We start from the raw sequence: 18,552 nt of genomic DNA, 5'->3' as shown, positions 1-18,552 counted from the left end.
GCGTACCTTTCACCCTTGCTGCCCTTGCGCCCGCGGGTCCGATTCAGGCAGGGAAGTCCCCGCGTGCCCCGTGGCGCGTTCGTAATCTGCCGACAGGCTGCGCCCGCTTGAGATGACCGCCGAGACCGACCACGACCAGACACGCGAGCCCGCTGCGGCGCATGAGCCGTCGCCGCGCTCGGGCAGCATCGCGCTTGTGCTGCTGGTGGCCGCCGGGCTCGTCGCGGTTGCCGTCGGCCTGATGACGCTCGGGCGCGCGCAGGCGCAGCCCTACATCCTTGGCATCCTCGCGGTGCTGGCGATGGTCGGGCTGTTCAACCTGTTCGCCTTCGCCGCCGGCATCATCCGCTTCGCCGACCGCAATCTCGATGATCCCATCATCGCCCGCATATCCGATCACGCCTTCGACGGGCTCGCGGTCACCGACTCTCGCGGCCATGTAGTCTACACCAACGCCGCCTATCTGACGCTGACCGGCGCCTCCGGCCCGCAGGATGTGCGCCCCGTCGAGCGCGTCTTCATCGGCAACCCCGACGTCTCTGAAGCCGTGTTCCGCCTGCTGAAAGCTGCGCGTGAAGGCAAGCGACAGCAGGAGGAGGTGCGCATCTCCGGCCATGACGGCAGCCAGGGCCGCTGGCTGCGCATGCGCGTGCGTCCGCTCGGCACCGGAAAGCGCGAGGCGAAATACGCAGTGTGGTCGATCGCCGACATCACGCGCGACCGCGAACGCCAGGAGGACGTGTTCCAGGAGCTCCAGCACGCGATCGAATATCTCGACCACGCGCCCTGCGGTTTCTTCTCGGTCAATCCGGCTGGCGAGCTGGCTTACGTCAACGCGACGCTGGCGAACTGGCTCGATTACGATCTCGCCGAGATCGGCTCCGGCGGCTTGAAGCTCACCGACATCGTCTCCGGCGATGGCGCCTCGCTGCTCACCTCGATCGTGGCGGTGCCGGGCGAGGTGAAGACCGAAGTCTTCGACATTGACCTTCGCATGCGCACGGGCCGGACGATGCCGGTGCGGCTCTACCACAAGCTCGCTTTCGGCGCCGACGGCGCTCCGGGGCCCTCGCGTACGCTTGTCATCAGCCGCGCCCGCGACGAGCGCAGCGATCCCGACCGCGCCGCCGAAGTGCGCTTCATGCGCTTCTTCGATCATACGCCGATGGCGATCGCCACCGTCGACCGTGGCGGCAACGTCGTCCGGGCGAACGCGCGCTACGCCAAGCTGGCGCAGGGTCTCGGTCTCGACAGCGCCAGCAAGTCGATCTTCCGCGCGATCAATTCGCGCGACCGGCATTTGCTGATCGCGGCGATCAACCAGGCAGCCGAAGGCCAGGCCGACATCGCGCCGGTCGAGGTGGCGCTGGAAGGATCGAAGGAGCGCTGGGGCCAGTTCTTCGTCACCCCGGTCGATGCAGCCGAGAACGACGCCGAAGCCGCGATCGTGCACATGCTCGAGACCACCGAGCGGCGCGCGCTGGAAAACCAGATCAATCAGTCGCAGAAGATGGAGACGGTCGGCCAGCTCGCCGGCGGCATCGCCCACGACTTCAACAACGTGCTCTCCGCCATCATGATGGCGAACGATTTCCTGCTGAACGCGCACAAGCCGACCGATCCGTCGTTCCAGGACATCATGCAGATCAAGCAGAACGCCACGCGCGCCGCCACCCTGGTGCGGCAGCTGCTGGCGTTCTCGCGCCGCCAGACGCTGCGGCCGCAGGTGCTCGACCTCGGCGATGCGCTCTCGGATCTTACCATGCTGCTGCGCCGGCTGATCGGCGAGAAGGTGAAGCTCGATCTGATCCACGGCCGCGACCTCTGGCCGGTCAAGGTCGACGTCTCCCAGTTCGAGCAGGTCATCGTCAATCTCGCGGTGAATGCGCGCGACGCGATGCCCGAGGGCGGCAAGCTCATCATCCGCACCGCCAACGTCTCTGCCGAGGACGCAGGCAAGCTCGCCTACAAGGGAATGCCGGCGGCGGAGTATGTGCGGATCGAGGTTGCCGACACCGGCACCGGCATTCCCGCCGATATCCGCGACAAGATTTTCGAGCCGTTCTTCTCCACCAAGGAAGTGGGCAAGGGCACCGGCCTCGGGCTCTCCACCGTTTACGGCATCGTCAAGCAGACCGGCGGCTTCATCTATGTCGATTCCGAGCCGGGGCAGGGCACCTCGTTCCACATCTTCCTGCCGCGCCATCATGCCGAGCCCGACGCGCAGGTCGAGCAGCCGGCCGCCGCGACTGGTGCAGCCAACGGTGCAGCGAAGGAAGCTGCGCCCGTGGAAGCCAAGCCGCGCACCGATCTCACCGGGCAGGGCACCATCCTCTTGGTCGAGGACGAAGAGGGCCTGCGCGCACTGAACGCGCGCGGCCTGCGCTCGCGCGGCTACACCGTGGTCGAGGCCGAGAACGGCGTCGAGGCGATGGAGATGCTGGAGGAGCAGGGCGGCGCCATCGATCTCGTCGTCTCGGACGTCGTGATGCCGGAGATGGACGGCCCGACCTTGCTCAAGGCGATGCGGGAAAAGAATCCCGACATCAAGTTCATCTTCGTCTCGGGCTACGCCGAAGACGCCTTTGAGAAGAGCCTGCCCGAAGGCCAGCAGTTCGACTTCCTGCCAAAGCCGTTCACGCTGAGCCAGCTCGTGGAAGCGGTGAAGGAGACGATGACGAAATCGGGGTGATGCATCCCTGTTGAGGGATGCGAGCGCAGCGAGCCGGATTCCGTTGGAAAGGCGCCGGTAACCCGCGACCACGGTTCCACCCGTCCCCCCCTCCAAACCCCGGGAAATGCGGGCTTTTGCGCCATCCCCGCGACTGAGGGCCGCAGCCGGGGGTTCCAAAAGCAGCTTCACTTTTATAGAAGGCTGACCATCTTAGGGGCACGTCCCCATGCCGGGGATTTGGGAAACGCACATGAATTTCTCGCAACGTAGCCGTAGTTTCGTGAAGACGATTGCCGTCGTGCTGGCGCTCGCGCTGCCGACCGCGCTCGCGATCTCATCCGCCGACGCCCGCGTCGGCGGCGGCTTCTCGTCGGGTTCGCGCGGCTCGCGAACCTATACGGCGCCACCGTCGACCTCGACGGCGCCGGGCTCGACGTCGCAGTTCAACCGCACCTACACCCAGCCGGGCGCAGGCATGAATTCGGCCGCATCCGCGCCCGCGCGCGGCGGCCTGTTCGGCCGCGGCGGCGGCTTCCTGGGCGGCCTCGCCGCCGGCTTCCTCGGCGCAGGCCTGCTCGGCATGCTGTTCGGTGGCGGCCTGTTCGGTGGCCTCGGCGGCCTGTCGTCGATCCTCGGCCTGATCCTCCAGATCGTGCTGGTGGTGTTCGTGGTGCGGCTGGCGATGTCGTGGTGGCAGCGCCGCAACGCGCCGCCGCAAGCCGCCTATGCCGGCGCTGACGTCGGTCCCGGACCGCAGCCGAACTACCGCAGCGGCCTCGGCGGCTTCGGCTTCGGCGCCAACAATGCGCCGCTCGAGATCCAGCCGGCCGACTATGAAGCGTTCGAGCGCCTGCTCGGCGATATCCAGACCGCCTGGTCGAACGAGGACGTGGCCAAGCTGCACACGCTCGCGACGCCGGAGATGGTCTCCTATTTCGAGAAGGACCTCGCGGAGAACCGCGCGCGCAATGCCGTGAACAAGGTGACCAACGTCAAGCTGCTGCAGGGCGATCTCGCCGAAGCCTGGCGCGAGGGTGCGACCGACTATGCAACCGTGGCAATGCGCTTCGCGCTGACCGACAAGACGGTCGACCGCAACACCGGCGCGATCGTTGCCGGCAGCGAGCAGCCGACCGAGGTCACCGAAGTATGGACCTTCGCTCGTCGCCCGGGCGGTGCTTGGGAATTGTCGGCGATCCAGCAGACGAACTGATCGCGGGCGGATCGAACATCAAGGGCGTCGTGCTTCGGCACGGCGCTCTTTTTTGTTGTGCGGACAGCTCTGTCCTCCCGTCATTGCGAGCGCAGCGAAGCAATCCAGAATCCCATCGCGGAAAGACTCTGGATTGCTTCGCTGCGCTCGCAATGACGTGTTGTGAGGTCGTTCCGCACCCGCGCTGACGGAACCCTCCGCCCCGTGCTACATTGGTTCCGTCGCACCCACGCTCACGGACCTCATCCATGAAATACGAGCTCTACTACTGGCCGGAGATACAGGGCCGCGGCGAATATGTGCGGCTGGCGCTGGAGGAGGCAGGCGCCGCTTATGTCGACGTGGCGCGGGGCCCGCGCGGCAGCGGCGCCATGATGAAGATGATGAATGGTGATGGTGACACGCCGCCCTTCGCGCCGCCGTTCCTCAAAGCCGGCAAGCTCGTGATCGGGCAGACCGCCAACATCCTGCTCTATCTCGGCGCCCGCCATGGGCTCGCGCCGAAGACGGAAGGCGGCAAGCTCTGGGTCCATCAGCTTCAGCTCACGATCACTGATTTCGTGCTCGAAATCCACGATACCCATCATCCCCTCGGCCCTTCGCTCTACTATGAGGACCAGAAGTCGCCGGCGAAGAAGCGCACCGCCGAATTCTGGAACGAGCGCGTGCCGAAATATCTCGGCTATTTCGAGCAGCTTCTCGAGGACAATGGCGGGACCCATGTCACCGGCCGCAAGCTCACCTACGTCGATCTCTCGCTGTTCCAGATCGTCGATGGGCTGCGCTACGCATTTCCAAGACGCATGAAGGCCTTCGAGAAGGAGATTCCGGGCCTCGTCGCCCTGCACGATCGCGTCGCGGCGCGGCCGAATATCAAGGCCTATCTCGCAAGCGACCGCCGCATTCCCTTCAACGAGCAGGGCATCTTCCGCCGCTACAAGGAGCTGGACCAGTAGCCGGTCCGGACGGAGACTGGCGGCAGCCACCGTTCCGGACCGGCCGTTTCGGGCGAGATCAAACGCCCGAAGACATCAGGGCTTCCGCCCGGTGATCAAGGCTCCGGATGAGATCGATGCTCTCGATGACCACCGCATCGATCGCGCCGTGGCGCGCAGGAACATCAGCAAAGTCGGGCGCGCAGGCTTGGCGTCGCGCAAGTTGAGGAGCGTGTCGGGCGGTGCCCGAACGGCATCTTCACATGCGGGCGCTTCGCTGCCGCCAACGGGGAAAAGGCAACGCTCGTCGGGGCAGGGTGGCTTGCAGAACATCATCGTCTCTCCCGTTTGCCAAGTCGGACCGAAGTCGTGGCAGGCGCGCCGTGTGTAGCCAAGTCAGATTGCGGCCGCGTCGGCTGATCGGAGGAGGGGATGCATTTTTTCGGGTGCACGAAGGAGCGATGCGTCACCAGATGCCGGGCACGAGGCGGTAGTGCACCCGCGCGGCATAATCGGTGTAGCCCGGCAAGCCTTCTCTCAATGTGCGTTCCTCGATGCGGATGCGGATCGCAAACAGGACGAGGAAGACGGGGGCGAGCGCAAGGCCCCACCACGAGCCCACGAGCAGCGGCATGCCGGTGAAGAACAGGATCAAGCCGCTGTACATGGGATGACGGACATGGGCGTACGGTCCCGTCGAGATCACGCGCTGGGCGCGCTCCGCTTGCAGCTTCACCACGGGCGCGGCGAACGAGTTCTCGCGGAACACCCACAGCGTGAACAGCGTCGATGCCAGGTACAGTACGAAGCCGAGCGCCTGCAGGGCGAGGGGCATGTCGGAGGTGTGGTGTCGCCGCTCGAGCCCCATCGCGATCAGCCAGATCAGCATCACCAGAATGAACACGGCCATGAAGGCCTTGTCGGCGGACGGCTGGTCTTTCTGGATGACCGGGCGAAGGCGTTCGGCGAGCAGCGCCGGATCGAGCCGGTACAGCCACCAGCCGGAGAGCGGGCCGAGTATGGCGGAGGCGATCAGCAGCGCCCAGGCACCGGGCCAGTGCATCGTGCCGGCAGACGCGAACAACAGCGCGCCCATCGCGACGACGAAGATCGTGTTCTGCAACAGCAGCCGTGCGATCATGGTCGATCTGGTTCCATTCCACGCCGGCACACTGCTAGCATTTCTTTCCGACAAACGTGCGGCCGACGCCACAAGGCTGACTTCAGATCTTGATGGGTGGTGAAAAGGCCGCCACGAGCCGTACAAGATCCGCCTGTCGTTTGGTTCCGGTCTTCGTGAAGATTCTGGCGAGATGTGTCTTGATCGTCGTTTCGGCGATGCCCATGCTTCTGGCCACGTCAGGAACCCCGCCGATCTCGACAATGGACAGGAACACGCGCAGCTCGGCCGGCGTCAGCTTGAAGAGCTTCCGGATGAGGTCGGGCGCGACGATCGTATCGAGCGCTGCCTTGCTGACGAACAGGACGGCGCAGGCCTCATAGCTGGCCGCGAACATTTGCCGGCGCCCGGCGGTCAGCGGCAGAAGGTGCCCGACATAACGGGAGCCGTCGCGGGCCATCAGATGCAGCGAAATGCTCGCGCTCGTCATCGCTCGGTCGCCGAGAACCGTGCCCGCCAGCGCCTGCCGCAGCACACGATCGGCATTCAGGTCGGACATAACGAGCCGACCATGAACCGAACGAAGGACGTCGGCCTCGTCCAGAATGTCTCGCGCGCTCGCATTGGAGTGCGTGATATTGCCGTCGGCATCGAGCAGCAGGACGGCGGTTTGCAGGGCGTCGAGCGTACGGGCCGACGTCGCCTCCAATGCGTTCTGCTGCTGCAGCTTCTGTCTGACGAGCATGGCCCGTTGCACGTGCGGCGTGAGGTGGGAGATCACCTGATACATCCTGCGATCGACAGCACTGCCGGCCTTCATGATCGAGAGGCGGGATATTCCCTCGGCAGACTTGTGGAGCAGGATATTGGCGGCGTCCTCGAGGCCCTGCGGCCGCGCCCATTCATTGTAGAACCTGGTCGTCCGGAATTCGTCGACATCGATCCAGTCCCTGATCGTCTGGATCTGACCGACCGGCGCGTGGAGCACGCCGCGCGACGGATCGAATGGCTCGTAGGTTTCGATGTAGGACTGAACATGGGCGGGCTCGACACCGACGGCATGCGAGATCATGGCCTCGCCGGCGGCCCCGATCCAGACCAGACCGCCGCCCTGGCCGCCCGCCAGGTCGACAATGCTGCCAAGGGTCGTCGTCCATCGGGAATCGTCGAGCGATGCATCGTAGATGTCCGCCACCAGCGAGAGCAGCTTCTCATTCAGTTCGATTGGCTTGTCCCACAGACGCATGGATGGGCTCGTTCGGCCTCACACATGAGCACGTCGGACGCCGAAATTTGATGAGCCGGATCACATTTGAAGCACGCGGCGCGGCGGGCGGTTTACGAGCGCATCGCGTGCGAAGGGGAGAGTGCCGCGGTGGGCGTCGTGAAGGGTCTAGCGTATCGCAACCGGCGGTGTTGCAGCACTTGCGGGCCGCTGAGGGAAGCCGGCCTGGTGCTGGAGCGCCGGGAGGGTCGAGCAGGGCGGAAGTGGCGAGGAACAGGCTGAAGGCCAATGGGGCGTCCCAGCGGACGCGGCGACGATCGTGCGCCAAAGGCCCGATCAACCGGATCGGGCGCTTCACCTCGAAATGGACGGATCAGGCGAGCTGATCGATCCGCGTGCCCTGACCCGGCGGCAGCGGCGCGGGCGGCGGTGGTTGGTAGGTCGGATCGTTGTCCTTGGTCTTGCTCTGATCGTCCTGCTGCTTGGTCGTGTCGTAGCTCGGCACCACGATCGCGATCGGCGGCGGCGCAACGCTGGAAACACTCATCCACAGATCCTCACAGATTGAAACAGTCGACAGTGACCTGCGAGAGGCGAAACTTCCGTCAAGGCGATCGTTAAAATGCGATGGATCTGGTGCGGGTGACGGCTGGCTTTCGCGTCCGTCTTGGCGTCATTTCAGGGAACGACCATCCTCCCCGTTTAGGCGGCGTCACGACACGTGTGTCGCCGTGCGTGTGGCAAGAGTGGTGCGCGCCGACCTACTCGTCCTTCGGCCGCGTGATCGCGATGGCGGCTTCCGTTTTCGTGCGCGTGCATTCCATGTTGAGGCGCTTGTAGCGCATCACCACCTTGTCGCCGCGCAACATGCCCATGCGCTTCAGGCAGCGCGAGGCGCCGGTCGTGGTGTCGTCCTTGGGCAGGGTGAAGATGATCGCGGACGCGGAGGCGACCAGATCATAGAACTGCGGCGTCGGCTTTCGCTCGCCCTTGGCATAGAGCTCGTTGGAGTAGTTCTGCCCCTGCGCGCGGCAGCCGAGCGACAGCTCCTTCGCCGCCGGATGGGTGAGATAAATGATGTTGGCGGCCTTGAAGTTGACCTTCAGCTTGTCGATGCCGCTGGCGAGCTGCTTGGCGATGTCGTCGCACTGGTCCGCACGCGCGGGCGAGGCGAGAGCGACAAGACCGGTGATGGCGACGGCAACGAGAATTGCGCCGCGAAATTTCAAATTCAATGTCATGATGAAAAGCCCCTTCGGGTGTGTATTCAATCGTTGGCGCAGGCAGAGTGCAAGGGGGCGGCCGGCGCCCGCCTGTGGCGGGACACCGCCCGAAAATGGCCCCCAAGGGGGACCGAATCGGGATGCCCAGGCCGCGCCAGAGCGCCTTCCCTTTATGGCAAAAATGCTTAGAACGCTTCTATGCTAGCGGCCCGCGCGAGGGCTCCAAAACCCGAGATCGACCCCATGAACGCTCCCACCGCCTTTCCCGACCCGTCTAAGCCTGTCCCGCCCTACAAGCACACTCCGCTGTTCCCGCTGGGGAAGGACGAGACGCCCTACAAGAAGGTCACGAGCGAGGGTGTCCGGGTCGAGAAGGTCCTCGGGAAGGACATGCTGGTGGTGTCGCGCGAGGCGTTGCGGGCGCTGTCGGAGGCCGCCTTCGGCGAGATCAACCATTATCTGCGCCCCGGCCATCTCAAGCAGCTTCGCTCGATCCTGGAGGACGGCGAGGCCAGCCCGAACGACAAGTTCGTCGCGCTCGACTTCCTGAAGAACGCCAACATCGCCGCTGGCGGCGTGCTGCCGATGTGCCAGGACACCGGCACCGCGATCATCATGGGCAAGAAGGGCTGCAACGTCATCACCGATGGCGACGACGAGGCGGCGCTGTCCGAGGGCGCGCGCGATGCGTATCTCCGCCGCAACCTGCGCTACTCGCAGGTCGCTCCCTTGTCGATGTATGAGGAGAAGAACACCGCCAACAACATGCCGGCGCAATGCGAGATCTACGCCGAGGGCGATGACGCCTACAAGTTCATGTTCATGGCGAAGGGCGGCGGCTCCGCCAACAAGAGCTTCCTGTTCCAGGCCACGCCCTCGGTGCTGACCAAGGACCGGCTGCTCGCCTTCCTGAAGGAAAAGATCCTTACCCTCGGCACCGCGGCGTGCCCGCCCTATCACCTTGCCATCGTGATCGGCGGCACTTCGGCCGAGCTGTGCATGAAGACGGTGAAGCTCGCCTCCGCCCGCTATCTCGACGCGCTGCCGACCCACGGCTCGCCTGATGGCAATGCCTTCCGCGACGTCGAGATGGAGAAGGAAATCCACAAGATGACGCAAAGCCTGGGCGTGGGCGCGCAGTTCGGTGGCAAATATTTCTGCCACGACGTGCGTGTCATCCGTATGCCGCGTCACGGCGCCTCGCTGCCGATCGGGCTTGGCGTGTCCTGCTCGGCCGACCGCCAGGTGCTCGGCAAGATCACCAAGGACGGCGTCTATCTGGAAGAGCTCGAGCACAATCCGGCGCAATATCTGCCGCAGGTCGAGCAGTCGCTCGGCGGCGAGGTCGTCAAGATCGATCTCAACCAGCCGATGAAGGACATCCTGGCGACGTTTGCGAAGCATCAGATCAAGACGCGAGTCTCGATGACCGGTACCATGATCGTCGCGCGCGACTCCGCGCACGCCAAGCTGCGCGAGCGGCTGGAGAAGGGCGAGCCGCTGCCGGACTATTTCAAGAACCATCCGGTCTACTACGCCGGCCCCGCCAAGACGCCCGAGGGCTACGCCTCCGGCGCGTTCGGTCCGACCACCGCGGGCCGCATGGATTCCTTCGTCGACCAGTTCCAGGCCGCCGGCGGCTCGATGGTGATGGTGGCCAAGGGCAACCGCGCCCCGGCCGTGCGCGAGGCCTGCAAGAAGTATGGTGGCTTCTACCTCGGCTCGATCGGCGGCGCGGCGGCGAACCTCGCCGAGCACTGCATCAAGAAAGTCGAGGTGCTCGAATATCCCGAGCTCGGCATGGAAGCGATCTGGCGCATCGAGGTCGTCGACTTCCCCGCCTTCATCATCATCGACGACAAAGGCAACGACTTCTTCAAGGAGTTGAACCTGGGCTAGCTCTTCACTTCTCCCCGCTTGCGGGGAGAGGTCGGATTGCGCTCGTCGATGCGGAGCATCGTCGAAAGCAATCCGGGTGAGGGGGACTCTCCGCGAGTCCATCTCTTACCGTGATTGTGGAAGCAGCCCCTCACTCCAACCCTCTCCCGTAAAAACGGGGGGAGGGGGGAGTAGAGCCCTAGCTGCAATTCGTGACCTGATTGGAGCAGAGCGAGCGCCACCAGCCGCGTACGCCATCGTAGCTTTCGACCAGGCCCCAGAGACCGCTGCAGGCCAACAGGCGCTTCGGTCCGCCGTCGCCGTCAATCGGACCGCCGAGTTCGTGCTGGGCCGGCATCCACTTGGCGTCGACGAATGGAGCCTGGAACAGCCCGCCGGCGCGTGTGAAGCCATTGGCGTAGTTCGCGCCGACCTTGTTGGAGGCGACCCAGCCCCGCCCGGCATAGGGCTTTGGCGCATTGCGCGGATATAGCTTCTCGTCCTCGTAGTCCTTGCCCGGCGATTTGGCGCCCTCGATCAGGAACCAGCCGTCCTTGAAGCCGATGATGCGGAATTCGGTGAGCCAGCCGCCGTCAGGGGTGTTCTCGCGGCCGCCGAGCTTCAGCCGATACGGCGGCGGCAGCGTGCCGAGCACGCGCGCCTTCACCGACGGTTCGGCGCGGACGTTGAGGCCATTGGGGTCCTTGTCGATCGACCAGGCGCCGAGGTCGCAGGGCTCGGTGCCCTCGGGCAACGTCGCGCGCTTCGCAGCGAGTTCGCCGTGCAGCTTTGCAAAATCAGTGTCGTCGTTGTCCGGATCGGGCGCCGCGCGCGGCTTCAATTCAGCCGACACGGCGCGTGTCGCATCGCCCGTCAACGTCACGACGAGCGCCTGGCGTGCAGCGAACACGCTGGCCGGTATCTTCGGATCGTTCGACGTCGCGGGGTAGATGGCGAGGTAGCCGGTCGCTCCATCGGTCCGATAGGCTTGACCCGCCACATAGCCCGGCGGGACCAGGGCGAGCGCGCTTGCGCGCCACGCCGGTTCGGTGTCATCCGCGCGTGCCGCCGTCTGTGTCGCGACACACAGGATCGCCGCCGCGATGAGGCGGAGAGCGCGCACGGTTCGCCGCGAGCCTTACACCCGCGTGCCCGTGAACGGGAAGCTGCCCATCGGGCCGATACCCATCTCACCGTTCATGCTGTCGCCAGACACCTTACCGATGAACTCGAGCGTCAAGGGCATCGGATTGGTGATGGAGACCTTCCAGTTGATCGCGTCGCCGCTGATGGTGCCGTCGAAAATCTCGGCGGAATTGCCGTCTGCGCCTTGCGTCCCGGTGAGGGTGCCGCCGGAGCTCAGCAGGGTCAGCGTCGCCTGGCGCTCGCCCATCGGGGTCGTCATGGTCAGATTCCAGTTACCGTCTACGGCCATTCCCGTCTCCCAAGATAATCCGGCGAACCGCGACGATCCGCGGCCGGTCCAGCGCCGAGCCTATAGCCCAACTTGCGGCGTGCGCCTAACGCTGTGTTAGGCGCGCTGCGCGCGCAGGCGGCTTGTGACGATGAGCCGCAGAACGACATACTGCACGGCAAAGGCCAGGATCTTGGCGCCGCCCGCGACCACCGAGATGTAGAACGCCCACAGCTTCAGATCGCCGGTCGAGGCTACCGCGATCATGCCGGCGCCGATCACGAACATCAGCGCGGCCCAGAGATAACCCGCGGCGGTCACATATTCCGGAACGTTCTCGGCGACGATCGGTGGCATGTAGCGCAGCATCCAGCCGCGCTTGAGCATGATGACGCCGATCGCGAAATGCGCGATCGAAGGCTTTGCCAGCATGAAGCGGGGATCGTTGGTGAACAGGGTGACTGCGCCGAGCACGATGACCAGCGCGAGGCTCGCATAGGTCATGAAATTGAGCTGACGTCCCTTGACACGGGCGTAGATGACCTGCGCGATCGCGCCTGCAATCGCCACCGACGTCGCCAGGATGACATTGTCGGTGATGAGATAGATGACCAGGAAGACGATGGCGGAGAGGAAGTCGGAGGCGAGGCGGGCGAATACGTCCTTCATCGTCGATCCTGTTCACCGGGAATTGGGCAGTGCGCCGGCCGGCTCACCGTACTTGATCCTGCGATACTCAGGATACCACTTTGTGAAATAGATCGCGCTGTTGCGGGCGGCAAAGGCGACCGCCAGGCTCGACCAGATCGGCAGGCCCGGGACATAGAGCAGCACGATATTGGACGCCATCATCAGCAGGGCAGCCGCAGTCCATGCGCCGGTGATGATGTAGTTGGCGCGCAGGAAGCCCGGCATCGCCGCGGTCTCGGCCGGGACGGCTTCGAGCGCGTATTGCAGGGTGAACGGCCGCCGCACCAGCATCGAGCCGAGCGAGATGGCGAAGATGCCGATATCGACCGACAGCTTGACGGCGAGGGTGCCAAGAGCCGGGTTGAGCAGCAGGAGGTAAAGGCCGACCCCCGCGAAGACGATCGCCGAGCCCAGCGCCAGGATCTTCACCGAGCGGCCGCGGGCGGCGTCGATCGCGATGGTGGCCAGGCAGATCGCGGCCGCCGCGAACATGCTGACGGTGGCAGAGGTCAGCAGCATCAGGAAGGCATAGACGCCGTAAGGGGCAAGGATCAGGAAAATCGCCATGGGCCGCCTCGGTCAAGCCGATCTTTACATTGTCAAGATGAGTAATCCAGAGGCGGCGAGCCGTCAAGGGGAATCTTTACACTGTCAAAATTATGTGAGGTGGGAGTTTGGCTGGCCCACTATCTCCGCTCGTCATTCCGGGGCACGCGGAAGCGTGAGCCCGGAATCCATCGGGCCACATCACCCGAGGTCGAATGGATTCCGGGCTCGCGACTTCGTCGCGCCCCGGAATGACGGGGCGGAGAGAACTACTGCGCCCCCACCCAATTGCCATGAAAACCATCCGGCACGCGGTGGCCGAGTTGCACCAGCGCGACGGGGCCCGCTTCGACATCGGTGGCGTTGAACACGGCGAGGTCGCTGCGGTTCTCTCGCGCGCGCCAGATCACCGCGAGCAGCCAGCCATCGCCTTCAGGAGCATCCTTCGATCGCTCGACGAACACCGGCTCGGAGATGGTGTCGGCGGCCGGCAGCAGATATTGCCCGAGCCGCCGGCCATTGCCGTCGACATGGACGATGCCGGACAGTGCGCCGAACATCGGCAGCCTCGGATTGGCGCAGGCGTACCAGCCGTGACGGCTCTTCAAGCCGGCGCGGCGATCGTCGACGCGGGGAAATTCGCCGGTGAGGTCGTCGAGATAGGTCCGCTGGAAGCGGTCGGTATTGCCAGCGAGATCGAAGGTCCAGCGGCAATGGCGCGCGAACGATTTCTCGGGATTGGTGGGCGAGCCGTCGGGATGCGGAAACAGCGGCGCTTCTTCGAACTGCATGACGTCGGCGACGATGCGATTTCTCTCCTCCCACGCATTCATGACGTGGAAGACGTAGCAGGCCTCGGTTCGGAACCATACGACGTCCTTCGCGCTGCCCTTGCGCTTCATCACGCCGACATAGGCGCCTTTCTCCGGCTCCCAGGCGTAGGGCGGCCGGCCTGTCATCGCGCGCTCCTTGCTGCCGGTGAGGGGGAGGATCGGAAACAGCACGTGGTTCTCGGTGACGATGAAGTCGTGCACCATGCCGGTGTAGGGCGCCTCGAACCGCTCGAAGCGAGTCGCCCTGCCTGACGCATCGATCGACCCGTAGGACAGGGCAGGCGTGAACGGCCCGGCAGCGTTGTAGCCGAAGAACACCAGCTCGCCGGTTGCCGGATCGATCTTCGGATGCGCCGTGAAGGTGCCGGCGACGCGGCCCTGGTAGTTGCAATAGCCGCGCGTGGCGAGCGTGCCCGGCTCGATCTCGGTCGGCAGATGTTGTTCTTCCAGCGCGAGCAGCTTGCCGGCGTGGAAGATGATGTTGGTGTTGGCGACGCCACCGTCGGTCACATCGGCAGGCGCGTCCGGCAATTTGCCGCCGAAGCCATGGCCGAAAAACGCACGGCCGGCATCGTGCTCGGCCAGCCATTTCGGTGTGCGGACCCAGCGATTGCGGTAGCTGGCGCGCCCGTTCTCGAGGTGAAAGGCGTGCAGCATGCCGTCCCCGACGAACCAGTGCGCGCCCGGTACCTCGAACTGCGGATTGGGGCCGTTGCGATACAGCGTGCCGTTCAGCTCGCGCGGCAGTTCGCCGACGATCTTGAGGAACGGTGCGTCGGCTTCGAACGGGATCGGCGCGAGATTGCTGCGGCGATCTGCGAAGGCATCCTGCTGCACGACAACTCCCCCTATCTTTACATCGTAAAGATAAAATGGAGCAAGCGGCGACTTCGGTCAAGTGAAATCTTTACACTGTCAATATTGCGTCATATAGCTTGGTGATGGCCAAAACCGAGACCAGGACTGAAACAGCTCGCCGCGTCCGCAGGTCGTCATCCGCCACGGGGCGGCCTCGCCCTGCGCCGCGAGCGGCCAGCGCGAAGACCGAGACGCCTTATCACCACGGCGCGCTGCGCGCGGCGCTGCTGGAAGCGGCCGAGCGTGTGCTCGAGCGCGACGGGCTCGCTGGCCTGACGCTGCGCGCGGTGGCGCGCGAGGCGGGCGTGTCGCATGCCGCCCCCACCCATCATTTCGGCGACCTCACCGGCCTCGTCAGTGAGCTCGCGGCGATCGGCTTTCGCCAGTTCAACCAAGCCATGGGGTCGGCCTGCAACGCCGCCACCACACCCGCCGAACGCGCACTGGCGCGGCCCAAGGCCTATGTCGGCTATGCTCAGGCACATCCCGGCATGTACGGGCTGATGTTCCGCACCGAGCGGCTCGACTATTCCAGGCCCTCGCTGCACGAGGCCGCCGAAGCCTCGTTCGCCGGGCTCGCCAACGCCATCGGCGCGATGCGGCAGGAGCAGATCAGCGGCGATGCGCTGACGCTGGACCAGGGCGCCGCGATCGCGCGGGCCTGGTCGATGGTCCATGGCTTCACAACGTTGCTGCTCGATGGCCGGCTCGAGGACATCCTCGGGCGTCTGCCCAAGGGCACGACGGCCGAAAGTCTGCTGGAAGCGATGCTGAAGTCGACCGTCGTGGGCAAGCTCCTGGCCTAGCGGATCGTCGCGAGCTCGACGGCGCGACCCGATGCGCCGATGACCTTCACCTCGTCCTTGTCGCAGCGGAAGCTGCGGGCAAAATCATCCGCCGCCTGCCGTGCCAGCGCGTTGGCGTTCGGATTGGCGAGAGCATCGACATAGGCGACATGGCAGACCGGTCCCGGCGGCAGCCGCGTCACCACGAGCAGCGCCTTGGTGTTCGGCCGTCCCCGCTTGTCGAGGTCGGCCCCGTCGGCGATGTGCCAGCGCTGGATGATCGCGAAGGGTTTTGCGCCATCCGCGCGCCATTCGATGGTGGCTTCGGACGAATTGAACGGATGGAACCAGGTTTTTGCGGCCGGCTCCTCGGCCGCCGCGCGGCGGGTGCGCCCGACCGAGACGATCTCGCGCAGATCGTCCTCGTCGATCAGCACCACGAACCCGGCCTTGCCCGGACAGACACGCGTGGTGCTGCCGTCGAGCTCGCTGGGCTTGCCGACCTGGCGGCAATCCTTTGGCGCAGTGGAGGTATAGGTACTGCCCAGAGATTGGGCGCCGGCGCGATCGGGACCGGCGCAAGCGAGCAGCATGGCGAAGCATCCGAACAAGCAACCGAATGTGACGCGCCTCACGACGAACCCTCGTTTCCTGGAACTCTCTTCATCAGACGACTTCATTGTGGGGAAGGTTCAAACGGGCCCTGACAGGGGCGCTGAATCGTTCTAGAAGAGCGGCTTCGCTTGAGCCCATCCACGTCTCGTTCGCGTCGCTTTTATCTCTCGATCATGCCAGTCATCTCTTCGCAAAAACCCTATCGTGTCGGCCGCTCCAAGACCGGACTCGGTCTTTTCGCCACCAAACCGATCAAGAAAGGGACCCGGATCATCCGTTATTTCGGACCGATCCTGGACTCGCGCATTCCCGAGCAGGACGACATCGAGAACAAATATTTGTTCGAGCTCAACGGCCGCTGGACCATCGACGGCTCCGTGCGCAAAAATCTTGCGCGCTACATCAACCATTCCTGCCGGCCCAACGCCGAGTCCGATGTGCGTCCACGCGAGCGCAAGGTCTTTATCCGCGCGATCAAGAACATCGAGCCGGGCGACGAGATCAACTACGACTACGGCACCGACTATTTCAAAGCCTATCTGAAGCCGATCGGCTGCAAGTGCGCCTCCTGCGAGAAGAAGCGCAAGAAGCTGCGCGCCGAGGCGCGGGCTGAGAAGGTCAAGGCGAAGGCGCGTGCTGAGCGCAAGCCCAAGAAGGTCGGTGCCAAGGGGAGCGCCAAGAAGAAGCTCAACGGCCACGCCTACGGCAACGCGAACGGTCGCGCGCAGGCTTAGCCCGAGCCTCCAACTCCGCTGTCATGCCCCGGCTCCGCCGGGCCACGGGGGTGCTCGGCCGCCGAAGCTTTAGCGAAGGCGGCAAGCCGGGCGACGACTGGCAGTGGTGAGCGGCCGGGCCACGACTGCGACTTGTCGCGTGGGCTCATGCCGTCACCGCACTCCCGCTCTTGCGCAATCCCAGATATTGCAGCTCGGCGAACACGCCGGTTGCGATCGCCTGCGCAACGACCATGAGCTCGCCGGCAAGGTTCGGCGACACTGCGCCGGAAAACAGCAGCGCGATGCTGGCGACCGTCCAGGCCGCATTGGCGATCACGACGAGGAGGACGAGCGCCTTCGGCAACGAGGCGCGCGAGGCGAGCCAGCCGACCAGCGCGGTGTAGGCGATCAGGAACAGGCCGGTTTCGCGCAGCAGCACTTCGGGCAGGTTGAACAGCGCTGCGAACGCGCCGGCGCCGAAGGTGAAGCCGAGGGCGGCGATGCCGCTGAAGACAGCATCGGCCAGGAGCGCGCGGCGCAGGAATGTGGATGCGAAGATCATCGTGGTTCTCCTTTGTTGCTTCGGGGGTGGATCAGTGCAATCCGCGCCACCAGGCACGGAGCAGGCGGGCGAGACGGAACGGGCAGAGGCTCCTGCCGACGCTGTGCTCGAAGGCGACGACCTGCGCGACGACATAGTCGCCGGTCGAATGCACCAGCGGCTCCGGCATGTTGAGGCCGCGCGCCAGCATCCGGGTTGCGAACGTCACAGCCCAGGGGAGAAGGTGGTCTGCGAGGGTGCGGTAGAGCAGTAGCGCGATCATGGTCATCTCCTGTTGCGACGGAAGATGCGCCGGCCCGAGATCCAATTCGATTACCTGGCGGGTAATGGAAGGGGTGAAACCCGCGTGCTAGGTTTTCGACCATGAACGCACATGCATCCTCGGCACGCGCCGAACGAAGCCAGCCGATCCATATCGGCGATCACTTGCGCGACTGGCGGCAGCGCCGCCGCATGAGCCAGCTCGATCTCGCGGGTGAGGCCGAGATCTCGGCGCGGCATTTGAGCTTCGTCGAGACCGGCCGTGCCGCGCCCTCGCGCGAGATGGTGCTCAAGCTCGCCGAGCGTCTCGACGTGCCCTTGCGCGAACGCAACGTGCTGCTGGTCTCGGCTGGCTATGCGCCGGCCTTTCCGCAGCGCTCGCTGGAGGATCCCGCCTTGAAATCAGCCCGCCAGGCGATCGACCTCGTGCTCAAAGCGCATGAACCCAATCCCGCACTCGCGGTGGACCGGCACTGGAACCTGGTCTCCGCCAACCGCATGGTGGCGCCGCTGCTCGACGGCATTCCGCAGCGGCTGCTCGGCCAGCCTTTCAACGTGCTGCGGCTCGCCTTTCACCCGGAGGCGCTGGCGCCGCGCACGGTCAATCTCGCCGAATGGTGCGGGCATCTTCTGGAGCGGCTGCACCGGCAATGTGAGGCCACCGCCGATCCCGAATTGATCAAGCTGTACAACGACCTCAAGAGCTATCCGATCCCGGCGCGCGCGGGGCCACTGTCGAGCGACTATGTCGCGATCCCCTTCAAGCTGCGGCACGAGGGCGAGATACTAAGTTTCTTCTCCACCACCATGGTGTTCGGCACGCCGGTCGACATCACCCTGTCGGAGCTGGCGCTGGAGACTTTCTTTCCGGCCGATGAGCGCACCGCCGAGAAGCTGAAGCAGATGGCGGCAGCCATGTCGTAGCGCCCTTGCCTCGGGGCAGGTTCGGCCTATCTTTGGGCGAACTCTTAAATGCCCGAAGGAGGCGCCCATGAGCACGTCTG

General features: G+C 64.9%; 19 protein-coding genes. 7 read left to right on the top strand and 12 right to left on the bottom strand.

What is annotated here, in order from left to right; all coding sequences use genetic code 11:
- Positions 1-112 precede the first annotated feature (112 nt).
- The 3 genes from cckA to K289_RS0116985 all read left to right on the top strand — a co-directional run bounded on the left by cckA (position 113) and on the right by K289_RS0116985 (position 4,843).
- Positions 113-2,692, top strand: coding sequence for a cell cycle histidine kinase CckA (gene cckA / locus K289_RS0116995; RefSeq protein WP_027552632.1), 2,580 nt, complete (start codon positions 113-115; stop codon positions 2,690-2,692).
- A gap of 208 nt (positions 2,693-2,900) precedes the next feature.
- Positions 2,901-3,887: a Tim44 domain-containing protein gene (locus tag K289_RS0116990; RefSeq protein WP_027552631.1), complete on the top strand. Its 987-nt coding sequence runs from the start codon at positions 2,901-2,903 to the stop codon at positions 3,885-3,887.
- Between the two features lie 248 nt (positions 3,888-4,135).
- Positions 4,136-4,843 (top strand): glutathione S-transferase, encoded by a 708-nt coding sequence (locus tag K289_RS0116985; RefSeq protein ID WP_027552630.1) that lies wholly within the window; start codon positions 4,136-4,138, stop codon positions 4,841-4,843.
- Positions 4,844-5,288: 445 nt separating this feature from the next.
- On the opposite strand, the gene K289_RS0116980 is transcribed toward K289_RS0116985, so the two are convergent.
- The 4 genes from K289_RS0116980 to K289_RS0116965 form a co-directional block, all read right to left on the bottom strand.
- Complete coding sequence (locus K289_RS0116980) at positions 5,289-5,963, bottom strand: isoprenylcysteine carboxylmethyltransferase family protein (protein WP_027552629.1); 675 nt, start codon at positions 5,961-5,963, stop codon at positions 5,289-5,291.
- 82 nt (positions 5,964-6,045) lie between these two features.
- Complete coding sequence (locus tag K289_RS0116975; protein WP_063614148.1) at positions 6,046-7,188, bottom strand: helix-turn-helix transcriptional regulator; 1,143 nt, start codon at positions 7,186-7,188, stop codon at positions 6,046-6,048.
- A gap of 352 nt (positions 7,189-7,540) precedes the next feature.
- The gene (locus K289_RS51600) at positions 7,541-7,714 is read right to left on the bottom strand and encodes a hypothetical protein (RefSeq protein ID WP_198024723.1); all 174 of its coding nucleotides are present in this window, start codon (positions 7,712-7,714) and stop codon (positions 7,541-7,543) included.
- Between the two features lie 214 nt (positions 7,715-7,928).
- Entirely contained in the window at positions 7,929-8,408 is a 480-nt protein-coding gene (locus tag K289_RS0116965; protein ID WP_027552627.1) for a hypothetical protein, read from the bottom strand.
- A 225-nt stretch (positions 8,409-8,633) separates the two neighbouring features.
- Here K289_RS0116965 and K289_RS0116960 point away from each other — a divergent pair, with 225 nt between their 5' ends.
- A complete protein-coding gene (locus K289_RS0116960; protein WP_027552626.1) occupies positions 8,634-10,289 on the top strand; it encodes a fumarate hydratase in 1,656 nt (551 codons plus the stop codon).
- A 178-nt stretch (positions 10,290-10,467) separates the two neighbouring features.
- Here the strand turns inward: K289_RS0116960 and K289_RS0116955 are convergent, their stop codons facing one another.
- From K289_RS0116955 to K289_RS0116935, 5 genes are all read right to left on the bottom strand, one after another.
- Positions 10,468-11,391 carry an SH3 domain-containing protein gene (locus tag K289_RS0116955; RefSeq protein ID WP_027552625.1) on the bottom strand — a complete coding sequence of 308 codons (924 nt, stop codon included), beginning with the start codon at positions 11,389-11,391 and terminating at the stop codon, positions 10,468-10,470.
- 15 nt (positions 11,392-11,406) lie between these two features.
- The gene (locus K289_RS0116950) at positions 11,407-11,703 is read right to left on the bottom strand and encodes a hypothetical protein (protein WP_027552624.1); all 297 of its coding nucleotides are present in this window, start codon (positions 11,701-11,703) and stop codon (positions 11,407-11,409) included.
- A 96-nt stretch (positions 11,704-11,799) separates the two neighbouring features.
- Positions 11,800-12,351 (bottom strand): inner membrane-spanning protein YciB, encoded by a 552-nt coding sequence (locus tag K289_RS0116945; protein WP_027552623.1) that lies wholly within the window; start codon positions 12,349-12,351, stop codon positions 11,800-11,802.
- A gap of 12 nt (positions 12,352-12,363) precedes the next feature.
- Positions 12,364-12,939 (bottom strand): hypothetical protein, encoded by a 576-nt coding sequence (locus K289_RS0116940; protein ID WP_027552622.1) that lies wholly within the window; start codon positions 12,937-12,939, stop codon positions 12,364-12,366.
- Positions 12,940-13,187: 248 nt separating this feature from the next.
- Positions 13,188-14,588, bottom strand: coding sequence for a carotenoid oxygenase family protein (locus K289_RS0116935; RefSeq protein ID WP_027552621.1), 1,401 nt, complete (start codon positions 14,586-14,588; stop codon positions 13,188-13,190).
- Positions 14,589-14,692: 104 nt separating this feature from the next.
- Between K289_RS0116935 and K289_RS0116930 the strand changes: the two genes are divergently transcribed.
- The gene (locus tag K289_RS0116930) at positions 14,693-15,415 is read left to right on the top strand and encodes a TetR/AcrR family transcriptional regulator (protein ID WP_027552620.1); all 723 of its coding nucleotides are present in this window, start codon (positions 14,693-14,695) and stop codon (positions 15,413-15,415) included.
- Here the strand turns inward: K289_RS0116930 and K289_RS0116925 are convergent.
- Complete coding sequence (locus K289_RS0116925) at positions 15,412-15,987, bottom strand: hypothetical protein (RefSeq protein ID WP_051310609.1); 576 nt, start codon at positions 15,985-15,987, stop codon at positions 15,412-15,414. The two genes, K289_RS0116930 and K289_RS0116925, sit on opposite strands and share 4 nt — an antisense overlap.
- A gap of 195 nt (positions 15,988-16,182) precedes the next feature.
- On the opposite strand from K289_RS0116925, the gene K289_RS0116920 reads away from it, so the two are divergent.
- A complete protein-coding gene (locus tag K289_RS0116920) occupies positions 16,183-16,743 on the top strand; it encodes an SET domain-containing protein (protein ID WP_027552618.1) in 561 nt (186 codons plus the stop codon).
- Positions 16,744-16,888: 145 nt separating this feature from the next.
- On the opposite strand, the gene K289_RS0116915 is transcribed toward K289_RS0116920, so the two are convergent.
- Together K289_RS0116915 and K289_RS0116910 are read right to left on the bottom strand one after the other, a co-directional pair.
- Positions 16,889-17,287, bottom strand: coding sequence for a hypothetical protein (locus K289_RS0116915; protein ID WP_027552617.1), 399 nt, complete (start codon positions 17,285-17,287; stop codon positions 16,889-16,891).
- Between the two features lie 31 nt (positions 17,288-17,318).
- Entirely contained in the window at positions 17,319-17,549 is a 231-nt protein-coding gene (locus K289_RS0116910; protein WP_198024722.1) for a hypothetical protein, read from the bottom strand.
- A 101-nt stretch (positions 17,550-17,650) separates the two neighbouring features.
- On the opposite strand from K289_RS0116910, the gene K289_RS0116905 reads away from it, so the two are divergent.
- Positions 17,651-18,472: a helix-turn-helix domain-containing protein gene (locus K289_RS0116905; RefSeq protein WP_027552615.1), complete on the top strand. Its 822-nt coding sequence runs from the start codon at positions 17,651-17,653 to the stop codon at positions 18,470-18,472.
- The last annotated feature ends 80 nt before the right edge of the window (positions 18,473-18,552 follow it).

The sequence above is a fragment of the Bradyrhizobium sp. Cp5.3 genome (genome assembly GCF_000426265.1).
Classification (GTDB): Bacteria; Pseudomonadota; Alphaproteobacteria; order Rhizobiales; family Xanthobacteraceae; genus Bradyrhizobium; species Bradyrhizobium neotropicale.
This window is presented reverse-complemented; position numbering and strand designations above follow the sequence as displayed.